Origin of the sequence: uncultured Arcobacter sp., from assembly GCF_937982575.1 — a bacterium.
Taxonomy (GTDB): domain Bacteria; phylum Campylobacterota; class Campylobacteria; order Campylobacterales; family Arcobacteraceae; genus Arcobacter.
The window spans coordinates 34675-50350 of the sequence record NZ_CALJLR010000012.1; the positions used below are offsets into that span (position 1 = coordinate 34675).

A 15676-nucleotide genomic window follows, 5' to 3' on the forward strand; every position below is an offset into this window, starting at 1 on the left:
TTAGAATATAACAATTAAATAAAATGGATTTTTTTGAAAATAGAGACAAAAACAGCTAAATTTACAAGCCCCTTATACCTTGAAAGTGGAAGAATACTCCAACCTTATGAAATAAAATATGAAACTTATGGTGAACTAAACGAAGACAAATCAAATGTAATAGTAATCTGCCATGCCCTAAGTGGCTCGCACCACGCAGCAGGACGTTATGAAAATGAAGCAAAGCCTGGCTGGTGGGATAATTTTATTGGCGATGGAAAAACAGTAGATACAAACAAATACTTTGTAATATGTACAAACAATATAGGCTCATCTTTTGGTTCAACATCACCTATGAGTCCTATGTTACCCTCAGATGAACCTTACAGATTTAAGTTTCCAGTTTTAGTAGTAAGTGATATTGTAAAAGCCCAAAAAATACTTTTTGACTCACTTGGAATACATCATGTAAAAGCTGTCATTGGTGGAAGTATGGGTGGGATGCAAGCTCTTTGTTACTCAATAGAGTATCCAAACTTTGCAGATACAATTATCGCTATGGCAACAACGGCATATACAAGACCTTGGGCTATTGCTGTAAATAAAATAGCAATGGAAACCATAAGAAACGACCCAGCTTTCAAAGATGGAAACTATACAAAAGATGACCTTATAGCAAACGGTTTACCAGGACTTGCTATTGGAAGAATGGCAGGACTTATAGCTTATGTAGGTCCTACATCTATGGAAAATAAGTTTGGTAGAAATTATGTAGAAACAGATGGACTTTATGAACTTTTTGGAAGGTTTGAGGTGGAGAGATATTTAGAATATAACGCCTACAATTTCCCAAAAATCTTTGACCCCTTATCATATTTATATGTTTGTAAAACTATGAATATCTTTGATGCAGCAAGGGGTACAGACAAGTTACCTGATGCCCTAGCAAAGATAAAATCTACTCTTCATCTTATCTCATTTTCTGATGATGTTTTGTTTTTTCCAAAAGAGATGGAAGAGATATATACAACGATGAAAGATATGAATATGGAAAATGTAACCTATAAAATGGTAGAATCATCTCATGGACATGATTCATTTTTAGTGGAACTTGATAAATTTAAAGACTATGTAGTTGATATATTAGAAGGAAAAATATGAGTGAAGAGACAAAAGAAGAGTTAAGCTTCGAAGAAAAAATAGAAAGTGCTAAAGAGTTGTTAGAAAAGTTATCAAACCCAGATATTACTTTAAGTTCTTCTGTTGAAATATACAAAAATGGTATGAAAGAGATAGAAGATGCTCAAAAACTACTGGAAACTGCAAAATTAAAATTCGAAGAACTATCTGACAAGTAAAAATATAACAATTTGATATATTTTTTGTAACTATTAAAAATATTTGATAAACTTTTCTTAAGGGTTAGGAGGAGTTTATGAAGACAATAAATCAATTACAAAGTATAGATAAACCAAGAGAAAGACTACTAAAGTATGGTCTTAGTTCTTTAAAAAACTATGAGCTTATAGCTGTATTACTTGGAAGTGGAGTAAAAGGCAAAGATGTCATAAAACTATCCCACGAAATAGAAAAATTCTTTGACTCAAACTTTGAAAATATAGATTTAAAAACCCTACTTAAAATACACGGACTAGGAACTGCAAAAGCTAGTCAAATAATATCCGCAATAGAACTATCAAAAAGATATTTAATAGATACACAAAACTACAAAATAAACTGCGCAAATGATGTATACGAAGAGCTAAAACCCTACAAAAACAAACGCCAAGAATACTTCCTAACTCTATATTTAGACGGAGCAAACAATCTACTAGAAACTAAAATCATCACAATAGGAACTCTAAATCAAAGCCTAGTTCACCCAAGAGAAGTATTTAGCCATGCTATAGAAAAACGCTGTGCCAGCATAATAGTAGCTCACAATCACCCAAGTGGAATATTAAAACCAAGTACTGAAGATATAAATGTAACACAAAGACTAAAAGAGTCAGGAAAGATTCTAGGTATAGAACTTCTTGATCATGTGATATTTACAAATGAGGGCTTTGTTAGTTTACAAGAAGAGGGCGTATTGTGAAGATGTTTAATAAAAGAATAAAACTTTATGATATAGAAATAGGTTCATAGTTTGGGTAGAATTTGGGGAAACTAAACATATATTTTTAAAACAAATGCAAAGACAATTAAAAGAAGAATGTTTCTCTTTAGAAGATTACCCTCATGGGCTAAACCTTTTGCATGAGTTTTCGTATTATCATATGGCATTTTTATTAACTAATAAGGTTAATAAAGTTGTTGCTGTTGTACCTATAACAGAATATAAAGATAGAGACAATGACTATCCTGATGTAAATATAGTTTTAGAAAAAAAGGATTTTGGTTTAAATTTGATTAAAAAGAGTACTATAAAACTTGACCAACTTAGATTTATAGATAAATCAAGAGTTTTAAAAGTTGAGAAAAAGTATATCAATAAAACATTAAAAAATTTAATATTAAAAAAAGTTCAAGAGGTATTTCATTATGGTTGATTTTTTTTCTTAATTCTTATATAATATCACATAAAGAATTTGGGCGGTCACATTTGTGGCGGGCTCGCCGATGGCAGGGGTACTGAAAAGGTGCCCTTTTTTTATGCTTGAAATTTGCTCTTGAAGATATAAATATCTCCGCTTTTACTCTTCTTTAACCGTCTTAGACTTTTTAAACTTTTCTCTTGAAAATCTGAGATTTTCGCTTCTTCACTTTTTGGTGGCAAAAAGTAAAACAAAAAGCCACCAACGGCTGCGAAGCCAAAGGTTCCCTCACTTATTATTTATCTTTCCTGCCTTACAAAACTCATATACAAATATGCTCTCTAGCATATTTGTATATTCAAACAGTTGCAAGTCTTTTCCGAAAAGAGAAATAAACGCTCGGCTTCTGTAGATGTTGGGCTGGGATATTGAAATTTTTTGATTTAAAAGTTCTCTTTTACAAACTCTAACAAGAAATAAATATAATATTGCTATAATATCTATCTTACAAAATTAAATAATATATAAATGGAAATGAATGTTTGAACAAACTTTTAAAAATATAGACGACATTTTATGGAAAGACTCTGGTGCTGATAGTGAGCTCGATTATATAGGGCAAACCTCTTGGATAATGTTTTTACGATATCTTGATGAACTTGAAAATGAAAAAGCAGAAATAGCAGAACTTGAAGGCAAAGAATATACTTATATTTTAGATGAAGAGTTTCGTTGGAACTCTTGGGCTATGCCAAAAGTTGATGGAAAGATTGACCATCATAAAGCTATGACTGGGGTTGATTTAGTTCAATTTGTAGATGGTAAACTTTTCCCTTATCTAGCAAAGTTTAAACAAACTGCTGAACATGCTCAAACTATTGAGTACAAAATCGGTGAGATATTCTCTGAGCTGAAAAACAAAATCCAAAGTGGATACAACTTACGAGAAATCTTAGAGTATGCCGACCAACTCCCTTTTCGCTCATCAAAAGATAAACACGAGCTAAGCCACCTTTATGAAACCAAAATTAAAAACATGGGAAATGCAGGAAGAAATGGAGGTCAGTACTATACTCCAAGACCACTTATTCGAGCTATGATAGATATAATAAACCCTCAAATTGGTGAAAAAGTTTATGATGGTGCAGTTGGAAGTGCTGGGTTTTTATGTGAAGCGTATGATTATATGTATGAGAGAATGAATAAAAATGTAGATAATCTAAAAATCCTACAAGAGCGAACTTTTTTTGGAAAAGAGAAGAAAAACTTAGCTTATGTCATAGGTATTATGAATATGATTCTGCACGGTATAGAAGCACCAAATATCAAACATACAAACACTTTGGGTGAGCCTATCCGTGATATACAAGAAAAAGACAGATACCATGTAATCCTAGCAAATCCCCCTTTTGGTGGAAAAGAGAGGAAAGAGGTACAACAAAACTTCGATATAAAGACAGGTGAAACAGCCTTTTTATTTATGCAACACTTTATTAAGTCACTCAAAGCTGGCGGTCGCGCAGCAATTGTAATCAAAAATACTATTTTAAGTAATAGTGACAATGCTTCTATAACTTTGAGAAAACATCTTTTAGAGAGTTGTAATCTTCATACCATCTTAGATATGCCAGCAGGTACTTTTACTGGGGCTGGAGTGAAAACAGTGGTACTGTTTTTCACAAAAGGTGAATCTACTAAAAAAATCTGGTACTACTCACTCAATGCTGGGCGAAATATGGGGAAAACAAATCCTTTAAATGATAAGGATATGTTGGACTTTAAAACTTTACAAAAAAGTAAACAAGAGAGTGAAAACTCTTGGAGTGTAGATATTCACAATATAGATGAAACCACTTATGACTTAAGTGTAAAAAATGCGAATACTCCTGATGAAGCTGAACTAAGAACTCCTCGACAGATTTTAGAAGAGATGGAAACTTTAGATAAAGAGACAAATAAAATTTTAGCTTCTATTAAAGAGTTGGTATGAAACAAGGTTGGAGAGAAGAAACTTTAGGTGAAATAGGTAAAGTTTCTATGTGTAAGCGAATTTTGAAAAAACAAACAAATGCTGTAAGTGGAATTCCATTTTATAAAATCGGAACATTTGGAAAACATGCAAATGCCTTTATATCTGAAGAAATTTATAATGAATTTAAAAAAAAATATTCTTTTCCTAAAAAAGGAGATATTCTTTTATCTGCTTCAGGAACTATTGGTAGAAGAGTAATATATGATGGAGAACCCGCTTATTTTCAAGATTCAAATATAGTTTGGATTGATAATGATGGAAAAAAAGTATTGAATGAATATTTATATAAATTTTATGGTTTTTGCGATTGGAATCCTTCAAGAGGTGCTACAATTTCGAGGCTCTACAATGATGATTTAAGAAGAATAAAAATAGCATTTCCTAAAATTGAAGAGCAAAAACAAATTGTAGAGATTTTAGATAAAGCTTTTGAATCTATAGAACAAGCAAAAACAAACATTGAAAAAAATATACAAAATACTAAAGAGCTTTTTCAAAGTAGATTAAATGAAATATTTTCTCAAAAAGGTGATGGTTGGGAAGAAAAAAAATTAAATCAGATTAGTTTAAATCTTGATAATAAAAGAATACCTATTACTAAGAGTAAAAGAACTGAAGGAAAAATTCCTTATTACGGTGCATCAGGTATTGTTGATTATGTTGAAGATTATATATTTGATGAAGATTTATTATTGGTTTCTGAAGATGGTGCAAATCTACTAGCTAGAACTTATCCTATTGCTTTTTCAGTTAGTGGCAAATGTTGGGTAAATAATCATGCACATATATTGAAATTTGAAAATAAGATAAATCAAAAATTTGTTGAGTATTATTTGAATTCTATTAAACTTGATGATTATATAAGTGGAATGGCTCAACCAAAATTAAATCAAACTAAATTAAATTTAATTCCTGTCCCTTATCCGAATATAGATATTCAAACAATTTTAATTAATAATATTGATAAATTAAATGAACAAACAAAACAACTAAAAGAACATTATAAACAAAAGCTAGAAAATCTAGAAGAACTAAAAAAATCAATCTTACAAAAAGCATTTAGTGGAGAACTTATACCATGAATGAAACAGAAACAAGAGCCGAACTCATAGACCCACAGCTAGTAAAAGCTGGTTGGGGAGTAGTGGAAAATAGTCGTATCAGAAGAGAGTTTCCTATCTCAAAAGGGAGACTTCTTGGAAATGGAAGACGAGCACAACCTTTGAGTGCTGACTATGTTCTTGTTTACAAAAATAGAAATTTAGCAGTAGTAGAAGCTAAAAAAAGAGACCTGCACTACAGCGATGGTGTAACACAAGCCAAAGATTATGCCGAGCGCTTAAAGATAAGATTTACCTACTCAACCAATGGAAAAGCTATCTACCAAATAGATATGGATGAAAGCCTAGAGGGTGATGTAGCACATTTTCCAACACCAGATGAATTGTGGAATATGACTTTCCCAAAAGAAGATACTCTCCAAGACAAGTTTTACGATATACCACTAAACGATAAAGGTGGAACTTGGTATCCAAGATATTACCAAAACAACGCAATAAATAAAACTCTTGAAGCAATAGCACAAGATAAGAAAAAAATCTTACTCACCCTTGCAACTGGTACAGGAAAAACTGATATTGCTTTTCAAATAGTATGGAAACTTTTTCATGCAAAATGGAATATTCAAAAAGATTTTTCAAGAATTCCACGAATTCTATTTTTAGCAGATAGAAATATATTGGCAAATCAAGCTTTCAATAAATTTAATTTTTTCGATGATGAAGAGACTTTAGTTAGAATCGACCCAAGTGAGATACGAAAAAAGAATAAAGTTCCAACCAATGGAAATGTATTTTTTACTATATTTCAAACTTTTATGAGTGGAGAGAGTGACACACCAAATTTTGGACAGTATCCAAATGACTTTTTTGATTTTATCATCATAGATGAGTGTCATAGAGGTGGAGCAAATGACGAGAGTAAATGGAGAGCTATCTTAGAGTATTTTAGCCCAGCTTATCAGCTAGGACTAACAGCCACTCCAAAAAGAGATGTCAACGGAGATACTTATGATTACTTTGGAGAGCCAGTTTATCAATACTCCTTAAAAGAGGGGATAAATGACGGTTTCTTGACCCCCTTTAAAGTGAAAAACATCTCAACTACAGGAGATAGTTATATCTTTACTAAAGATGATGAAGTACTAGAAGGTGAAATAGAAGAGGGAAAAGAATACACACTAGATGAACAAAATAAAATCATAGAAATCATGGGAATAGAGAAGTACAGAGTAAAACTTTTTATGGAGATGATGAATCAAAGTCAAAAGACTTTGGTATTTTGTGAAACCCAAGCTCACGCTTCTGCTATAAGAAACCTTATCAATCAAAAAGCTAAAAGTAAAAACATAGATTATTGTCATAGAGTTACAGCTGATGAGGGAAGTCGTGGAGAGAAGTTTTTATTGCAATTTCAAGATAATGAAAAATCAATCCCAACAGTACTCACAACATCGAGAAAACTTAGTACTGGTGTAGATGCTCCTGAGATAAAAAATATTGTACTAATGCGTAAAGTAAAATCAATGGTAGAGTTCAAACAAATCATTGGTCGAGGAACACGACTTTTTGATGGGAAAGACTATTTTACTATTTTTGATTTTTATAAAAATCATACACATTTTCATGACCCTGATTGGGATGGTGAACAAATAGACCCAGAAGAACCAACTCCAAAGCCACCAAAAGAGCCTTGTAAACTATGCGGTCAGTTACCTTGTACTTGTCCTAAACCTGAACCAGTCCCTTGTCCTATATGCGATAATTTACCTTGTGTTTGTGATAATCCAAGAACAATGATAAGAGTAAAACTTTCAAATGGAAAAGCACGAGAACTTGACTCTATGGTTCAAACACTATTTTATTCACCAGAGGGAAAACCTATCTCTTCATCTGAGTTTGTGAGTAAACTTTTTGATAAAATACCAGAGTTTTTTGGAAATGAAGAAGAACTAAGAAGAATTTGGAGTTTACCTGATACAAGAAAAAGATTGATTGAAGAGTTGAGCGAAGCGGGTTATAGTGTAGAACAACTTGAAAACTTAAAAGAAGTAATACATGGTGAAGATAGTGACCTTTTTGATGTGTTGTCATATATCGCTTATCATAAAGATTTAGTTCCAAGACTAGAAAGAGCAACAAAAGCTAAGATGAAAATTAGTGGATATGATGAAGGAAAACAAGAGTTTTTAAACTTTGTGTTGAGTCAGTATGTTGAGAATGGTGTAAATGAACTTGATGATGCTAGATTAAAAGATTTATTAATTATAAAATATGATGCTCTAGAAGATGCAAAAAAAAGTATAGGTGATATAAAAAGTATCCGAGAAACTTTTATAGGGTTTCAAAAGTATTTATATGAAGATATAGTAAATAATACTTATGATAATGACTTATTAGTCGCCCAACCAAAACCTGAGTATAATTGAATTTTTTGATATAATATAGCTTTAAAGGAGTATTGATGACTAAAAGAATTTTAGATAAAGATTATTTAAAAAAAGTTATAAAAACAACTCAAAGTATTGAAGGATATAAAGAGCCCTCAAAAGAAGTTATTGCTGAAGCAAAAATTTTAAGAGAAAAATATGGTATCAAAGTATCAGCTAAAAGATAATTTATTTAAAATCCCAACATCTACAGAAGCTGAGCGTTTATTTTTCTCTTTTCTAAACAAGATTGCTAACTGTTTGAGTGTTTAAAAGTTCCTAAATGGAAGTTTTAATAAGCGAGTTTTACCAAGCAGAAAAGATAAAAATAATAAGTGAGGGAACCTTTGGCTTCGCAGCCGTTGGTGGCTTTTTGTTTTACTTTTTGCCACCAAAAAGTGAAGAAGCGGAAATCTCAGATTTTCAAGAGAAAAGATTTTAAACATAAAATAATTGGCTCTAGTCAAACTAATTTAAACTAAATTTGCTATGATTACAAAATAAAATAATAAAGATAAACTATACTTATACAGTAAGGATTTGATATGCAAGAAGAATTTAACGAATACTTTAACAGACAGATAAAACTTTGGGGGCAAGAGACTCAAGACTCACTTCAAGGTAAAAAGGTAGCTATCATAGGAAGTGGAGGGCTAGGATGTACACTTGGTATCGCACTTGGGGCTTCTGGAATAGGGGAGTTTACTTTAGTGGATTTTGATACTGTGGGAGTTCACAATATCCATAGACAAATTGGTTTCAAAGTTGGTGATGATGGAAAATATAAGTGTGAGGTTTTAAAAGAGCTTATTGAAGCTAGATGTCCTTATACAAAAGTTACTGCTTATAAAGAGTCTTTTCAAGATTTTGCAAAAAGAGGTTTAGAGTTTGACCTTATCATTGATGGAACAGACAATCTTCCTACAAGAGCTGATATCAATGAATACTGCATAAATAACAATCAAGCTTGGATATATGGTAGTGTTGAAGAGTTTCATGGTCAAGTTTGCTTTTTCGAAAAAGCATCTTATGAAGCAGTTTTTCAAGTAAATGATAGAAAACCAAATGGTATCGCTTGTCCTATTGTGATGCATGTGGGTTCTCTTCAAGCAAATTTAGCCTTAAGATATCTTGCTGGATTGCCAGTTAAAAAAGATGTTTTATATTATCTTTCATTTGATGAAGAAGGTGTAATTAATTACAAAAACTTCAAACTTCCTACAGAATAAATTATAGAGCAATTCTTGCTCTATAAAAAAAATAAACTTCAAAATAATTTTTCTCAGATAACCATTTTTTAAGTACTTTTTAGATATTATTTCCAAATTTTACTACATATACGGGGAACTAATAAATGCCAAAAAGAGAAGATATAAAATCTATATTATTAATCGGTTCTGGTCCTATTATCATTGGGCAAGCCTGCGAATTTGATTATTCAGGAACACAAGCTACTAAGACATTGAAAGAGTTAGGTTATAGAGTTGTTTTAATCAACTCAAATCCAGCCACTATTATGACAGATCCTGAGTTTGCTGACAGAACTTATATCGAGCCAATTACAGAAGATATGATTGCTAAAATAATCAAAAAAGAGAACATCGATGCAATCTTACCTACAATGGGTGGACAAACAGCACTTAATGTTGCTACTTCTATGTATGACAAAGGTATGTTAGAAGGTGTACACTTTTTAGGAGCTCATCCAGATGCTATTAAAAAAGGTGAAGATAGACATCTTTTCAATGAAGCAATGATAAAAATCGGAATGGATTTACCAAAAAGTGCAAATGCTTATAGCGTTGATGAAGCAATAAAACTTGCAAAAGAGATTGGTTTCCCAGTTATATCTAGAGCATCTTTTACCCTTGCAGGTGGAGGAAGTGGTGTTGCTTACAACATGGATGAGTTTAAACTACTTGCAGAAGCTGGAATTGAAGCCTCTCCTATCAATGAAATTGAGATAATGGAATCTATGCTTGGATGGAAAGAGTATGAGATGGAAGTTATCAGAGATAACAAAGATAACTGTATCATCGTATGTTCTATTGAAAACTTAGACCCAATGGGTGTTCATACAGGAGATAGTATTACAGTAGCTCCTGCACTTACTCTTACAGATAAAGAGTATCAAGATATGAGAAATGCTTCATTTGCAATTCTTAGAGAAATCGGAGTTGATACAGGTGGTTCAAATGTACAGTTCTCTATTTGTCCAAAAACTGGAAGAATGATAGTTATTGAGATGAATCCTAGAGTTTCTCGTTCTTCGGCACTAGCTTCTAAGGCAACTGGTTATCCTATTGCAAAAGTTGCAACACTACTTGCTGTTGGATTTACACTTGATGAGATTGAAAATGATATTACAGGAACAACTGCATCTTTTGAGCCAGTAATTGATTATGTTGTTACAAAAATCCCAAGATTTACTTTTGAAAAGTTCCCAAAAGCAGACTCTACACTTACAACTTCTATGAAATCAGTTGGTGAAGTTATGGCTATGGGTAGAACATTTAACGAGTCTATTCAAAAAGCATTTTGTTCACTTGAAACAGGACTTATAGGTTTTGATTCTATTTCTACTGATATGGACTTAATCAAAAAAGAGATTAGAAGACCAAATGACAAAAGACTTCAATACCTAATGGATGGTATGAGACTAGGTCTTACCAATGAAGATATTTTTGAATTATCAAAAATAGATCCATGGTTTTTAACTAAATTTAGACAAATAATAAATATAGAAAAATCAATTGATGAATCAATTTTAAGTAATGAAGTAGATATGAGAATAGCCAAATCAAATGGTTTCTCTGATGCTATGATTGCAAGACTTGTTGGAAAAACTGAAGAAGATGTTTATCAAGCAAGAAAAGTATTAGAAGTAGATTTTGAGTACAACGAAGTTGATACTTGTTCTGCTGAGTTTAAAGCCTTGACTCCTTATCTTTACTCAACTACAAACGTAAATAGAATCCCACAAGTTAATAAAATAACAAACGAAAAGAAAGTTATGATTATAGGTGGTGGACCAAACAGAATCGGACAGGGTATTGAGTTTGATTATTGTTGTGTTCATGCTTCATTTGCTTTAGCTGAAATGGGTATCAAAACTATTATGTACAACTGTAACCCTGAAACTGTATCTACTGATTATGATATTTCAGATATTTTATATTTTGAGCCTATTGATTTTGAACATGTTAGAAGTGTAGTAGAAAAAGAGAACCCAGACGGTGTTATCGTACACTTTGGGGGACAAACTCCACTTAAACTTGCAAATGCCCTAACAGCAGCAGGAGCTAAAATCATAGGAACAACTGCTGAAGTTATTGATTTAGCAGAAGATAGAAAAAAATTCTCAAAATTCGTTGAAGATGCGGGATTATTACAACCTGAAAATGGAACAGCAGTTTTAGTTGAAGAAGCTATTGAAATCGCTGAAAGAATAGGTTATCCAGTACTTGTAAGACCATCATTTGTACTTGGTGGAAGAGGGATGAAAATCGTATACTCTACAAATGAGTTAAAACAATATATGGACGAAGCAGTTTCTGTTTCAAATGATGCACCTGTACTAATAGATAAATTCCTTGATAGAGCAATTGAGCTTGATGTTGATTGTATTTGTGATGGTAAAGAAGTATATATTGGTGGTATCATGCAACATATTGAAGAAGCTGGTGTTCACTCAGGTGACTCTGCTTGTTCTTTACCTCCTGTTTCTATTAGTGATGAGTTAATCAAAGAGCTTGAAACAAAAACAAAAAATATGGCACTAGGTCTTGGTGTTGTAGGACTTATGAATACACAATATGCTATTCATAAAGGACAAATTTATCTAATCGAAGTAAATCCAAGAGCTTCAAGAACAGTTCCTTTTGTATCTAAAGCAACAGGTATGCCACTTGCAAAAGTGGCTACTAGAGTTATGTGGGGAGAGAGTTTAAGAAATGCCCTTGACACATATAATAGTGAACTTATTTGGGAAGATAATGGTGTTTTAAAACCAATACTTAAAAATCACGTAGCTATTAAAGAGGCAGTTTTCCCATTCAACAAACTTAGTGGTTCAGATATGATTTTAACTCCTGAGATGAAATCAACGGGTGAAGTTATGGGTATATCTGATAGCTTTGGTGAATCATATGCAAAAGCTCAAAGTGCAGCTAAAAATGACCTTCCAAGAGAGGGGAAAGTATTTATTTCTCTTTGTGATTTAGATAAAGAGTTTGCACCTAAAATAGCTCGTGGATTAGTTGAAGAAGGTTTCTCAGTAGTTGCTACTGGTGGAACTCATAAAGCTATTGTTGATGCTGGAGTTGAGTGTGAAAAGGTTCTTAAAATTTCTGAAGGTAGACCAAATATCACTGACTCAATAACAAATGGTGAAATAGCCCTTGCTATTAATACAAGTGATGGAAAAGAGTCATCAAAAGAAGATGGTAAATCTATTAGAAGAAGTGTTCTTAAAATGAATATACCATATGTAACAACAGCTGCTGCTGCTTTAGCTTGTCTTGAAGCCATGAGAGAAATCAAAAAGAAAGATGGATTGTCACCTAAATCTATCCAAGAGTTTTTAAACAGCTAATGAATCCAGATTCTGTTTTTTTAGTACAAACAGATACAACTGTTGGCTTTTCATCAAATGATAATGAAAAGCTAGCAGTTATAAAAAAAAGACCAAAAGAGCAAAAGATACTTAGAACAGTAGACTCTTTTAAAACACTACAAAACTTTACAAGAATTCCCAATAAACATAAAAAAAGAGTTAGAAACTCAAAAAATAGTACTTTTATCTACCCAAAGGGTGAGTCTTTTAGGCTTATACAAAAAGATTCTGATTTTTATAACTTTATAAAGAAGTTTAAAGTCTTATATTCATCTTCAGCAAATGAAGCAAAAAAGAACTTTGATGAAGAGTATACAAAGAGTGTAGTAGATGTTATAGTAATAGATAAAAATGGCTTTTATGAAGATGTTCCATCAAAATTATTTAAGTTAAATAAAACTAAATTTAAAAAACTAAGGTAATCTAAGACTTTATTAAGTCATAAGTTCATAGAATAAAATATTATTTTAAAAAGGGCAATTAATGTTTTTATATAGAGAAAATGAGCTTGAAATATTAGAAAATGATTTCTCTATACCAAACTCTTCATTTAATTTTGTGTTTGGAAGAAGAAAGATAGGTAAAACTACCTTTATAAACAACTACATAAATAGTAAAAAAGCTTTTTATATCTCTTTTTTAGAGATGACTAATTCTATTGCTTTTCAAAACATACATAAAAGCCTAGAAAACTTTTTTGATAAAAAAATAGAAAAATTTGATAACTTTGAGTCTTTTCTTCAAATATTAACAAAAGAAAAAATAGAAGAAAAATTGGTTTTAGTTCTTGATGATTTTCAAAACCTATTAAAAGTAGAAAAAGGTGCACTAAATACTTTTTATAAAACATGGAATAAAGAGCTATCTGCAATAAATATACAAATAATTTTTTTATCTTCAATATATTCAAGCGATAAAGATGATGAATATATTTATAAAAAATCTTCAAATATAATAAAACTAAATAATCTACCATATTCAAGTATCAAAGAGTTTATTCCTGATATAGAAGCTGGAGATATAATTCATATCTTTAGTGCCTTGGGGACAAACCCAGAATACTTAAAGCTATATAATCCCAAAAAAGATTTTCTTTTAAATATAAAAGAGAACTTTTTAAGTTATGAAGGACTCTTTTTTAGTGAAGGTATTGATTTCTTGAAAAAAGATTTAAATGAAATATCTACATACTCTTCAATACTTTATGCTATAGCTTTAGGTAATAATAAAATAGGTGACATAGCAAACTTTTTAAATCTAAAATCTACATATCTAACTAGATACTTGCAAAAACTTATTGATATCATGATTATAAAAAAGCATGTGCCTTTAAATGAAAATATCAAAAAAAGTAAATTTGGAAGATATGAGATAGAGGACAATTTTATAAAGTTTTGGTTTTGTTATATCTATCCAAACTATTCTGCTTTACAAAAAGATGATATATACAGTGTGATTAGCTATATAAGAAATGACTTTACTAGAAGTATAGAACGAGGCGCATATAAAACATACATATTAAACTTGGTAAAAAAAGACCCATATAAATTTTTAGGATTTACTCCAACTAATATTGGAAGCTGGTGGAATAATAAAGATACTCAAATCGATATAATCGCATATGATTCTAAAAATATTATTTTTATAGATACCAAATGGAGAGATTCTCAAAAGCTCGAACAAAGCTACAGTATACTTAGAGAAAAAGCTTGTGAGTTTAAAACTACACTAAATAAACAATACATAATCTTCTCAAAAACAACCCCTACAAAACAGTAGTTATAAGTATGTTTTAAAACATACTTACCTACAAAAAAAGCTATAAAAAACATTACTTTAAGTTTAACTTAAGAAATATACTTGTCAAAAAAGATTAAAATTAATGTATAAAGATAATTAAAGGATTGATTATGGCATCACAAATTACAGTTAAAAGTCCAAATGGTGAAAGTTCATCATACCAAATAAGTGAAACAGATTTAATTAATGTACAAAAAGGTGATTATGTATTTGTTCCTGAATTGGCAACTTCTCTAAATCTTGAAATAGTTGATGGTTCATTAAAAATTACATTTCCTGACGGGCATAATGTAGTAGTTCAAAATATAGTTGATTTAATAAGTGATAATAGTGGTGATGTAAGCAATGGACTAATGGATAAATTAGACATAACAGCTATTGCCTTTATGAATGAAGATGGTGAGTATGAAGAAGTAAGCTTTTTTGAACAACTTTTAGCTTTAATTGAAGAAGCTGCTGCTGGTAATAAAGCATCATCATTAAATATTCTTGGAAACGAAATACCTCTAACTGATGAACCTATCAATCCTAATGATGAAAATGAAAATAATGATGAGAGACAAAGATCAATAAGAGATGATGAACAATCATTCTCAAGTACAAATAGTAGTAATTTTGCACCTACAGCAACAGCAAAAAGCGATGCTGTTTTAGAAGATGAAATAGTTAATGGAAAAGTGGCATTTTCAGATATAGATGGAACAGCAACAATTGGAATAACAGCTGGAAATGTAGCACCAGAAGGATTTACAATTAATCCTGACGGAACTTATACTTTTGATGCAAATTCATATGACTATTTATCTGAAGGAGAAAAAGAAACTTTTTCAATACCTTTAACTGTAACAGATGATGTTGGAGCAACAACAACTACTGTATTGACTATCTCAATTACTGGAACAAATGATGCGCCAACATTAGAAGTACAAAGTACAGCAACAGTAGCAGAAGATGGAAGTACAACAATAACATTTAATGCGTCAGATGTAGATGGAACAATAGTAGAAACAACAGCAACTGCAGAGCATGGAACAGTAGTAGTAAATAGTGATGGAACAATCACATATACACCAGATGCAGATTATAATGGAACAGATACAATCACAGTAACAACAAAAGATGATGATGGAGCAACAACAACACAAACAAGTGCAATAACAATCTCAGATGTAAATGATGCGCCAACATTAGAAGTACAAAGTACAGCAACAGTAGCAGAAGATGGA

At 31.4% G+C, this 15676-nt stretch carries 14 protein-coding genes; all 14 read left to right on the plus strand.

The annotated features are described in order from the left end of the window. The first annotated feature begins 33 nt into the window (after nt 1–33). Complete coding sequence (locus Q0617_RS09310; protein ID WP_298752778.1) at nt 34–1140, plus strand: homoserine O-acetyltransferase; 1107 nt, start codon at nt 34–36, stop codon at nt 1138–1140. Continuing rightward, nucleotides 1137–1337: an exodeoxyribonuclease VII small subunit gene (gene xseB, locus Q0617_RS09315; protein WP_298752780.1), complete on the plus strand. Its 201-nt coding sequence runs from the start codon at nt 1137–1139 to the stop codon at nt 1335–1337. The genes Q0617_RS09310 and xseB overlap by 4 nt, the downstream gene beginning before the upstream one ends. Before the next feature lie 77 nt (nt 1338–1414). After that, complete coding sequence (gene radC, locus Q0617_RS09320; protein ID WP_298752782.1) at nt 1415–2077, plus strand: DNA repair protein RadC; 663 nt, start codon at nt 1415–1417, stop codon at nt 2075–2077. A 94-nt stretch (nt 2078–2171) separates the two neighbouring features. Further along, a complete protein-coding gene (locus tag Q0617_RS09325; RefSeq protein ID WP_298752784.1) occupies nt 2172–2531 on the plus strand; it encodes a type II toxin-antitoxin system PemK/MazF family toxin in 360 nt (119 codons plus the stop codon). Between the two features lie 523 nt (nt 2532–3054). After that, complete coding sequence (locus Q0617_RS09330) at nt 3055–4506, plus strand: N-6 DNA methylase (protein WP_298752786.1); 1452 nt, start codon at nt 3055–3057, stop codon at nt 4504–4506. Then, nucleotides 4503–5630, plus strand: coding sequence for a restriction endonuclease subunit S (locus Q0617_RS09335; RefSeq protein WP_298752788.1), 1128 nt, complete (start codon nt 4503–4505; stop codon nt 5628–5630). Before Q0617_RS09330 ends, Q0617_RS09335 begins: the two co-directional genes overlap by 4 nt. Then, nucleotides 5627–8035 (plus strand): EcoAI/FtnUII family type I restriction enzme subunit R, encoded by a 2409-nt coding sequence (gene hsdR, locus Q0617_RS09340; protein WP_298752790.1) that lies wholly within the window; start codon nt 5627–5629, stop codon nt 8033–8035. Before Q0617_RS09335 ends, hsdR begins: the two co-directional genes overlap by 4 nt. Before the next feature lie 35 nt (nt 8036–8070). Then, nucleotides 8071–8223, plus strand: a complete 153-nt coding sequence (locus tag Q0617_RS09345) for a hypothetical protein (protein ID WP_298752794.1) — start codon at nt 8071–8073, stop codon at nt 8221–8223. 95 nt (nt 8224–8318) lie between these two features. Then, nucleotides 8319–8477: a hypothetical protein gene (locus Q0617_RS09350; RefSeq protein WP_298752796.1), complete on the plus strand. Its 159-nt coding sequence runs from the start codon at nt 8319–8321 to the stop codon at nt 8475–8477. A 103-nt stretch (nt 8478–8580) separates the two neighbouring features. After that, nucleotides 8581–9264 carry a ThiF family adenylyltransferase gene (locus tag Q0617_RS09355; protein ID WP_298752798.1) on the plus strand — a complete coding sequence of 228 codons (684 nt, stop codon included), beginning with the start codon at nt 8581–8583 and terminating at the stop codon, nt 9262–9264. Between the two features lie 125 nt (nt 9265–9389). Then, a complete protein-coding gene (gene carB / locus Q0617_RS09360; protein WP_298752800.1) occupies nt 9390–12629 on the plus strand; it encodes a carbamoyl-phosphate synthase large subunit in 3240 nt (1079 codons plus the stop codon). Continuing rightward, nucleotides 12629–13072, plus strand: coding sequence for a Sua5 YciO YrdC YwlC family protein (locus Q0617_RS09365; protein ID WP_298752802.1), 444 nt, complete (start codon nt 12629–12631; stop codon nt 13070–13072). The genes carB and Q0617_RS09365 overlap by 1 nt, the downstream gene beginning before the upstream one ends. A 61-nt stretch (nt 13073–13133) precedes the next feature. Continuing rightward, nucleotides 13134–14429: an ATP-binding protein gene (locus Q0617_RS09370; RefSeq protein WP_298752804.1), complete on the plus strand. Its 1296-nt coding sequence runs from the start codon at nt 13134–13136 to the stop codon at nt 14427–14429. A 131-nt stretch (nt 14430–14560) separates the two neighbouring features. Then, on the plus strand, nt 14561–15676 hold a 1116-nt coding region (locus Q0617_RS09375; protein WP_298752806.1), incomplete at its 3' end, for an Ig-like domain-containing protein.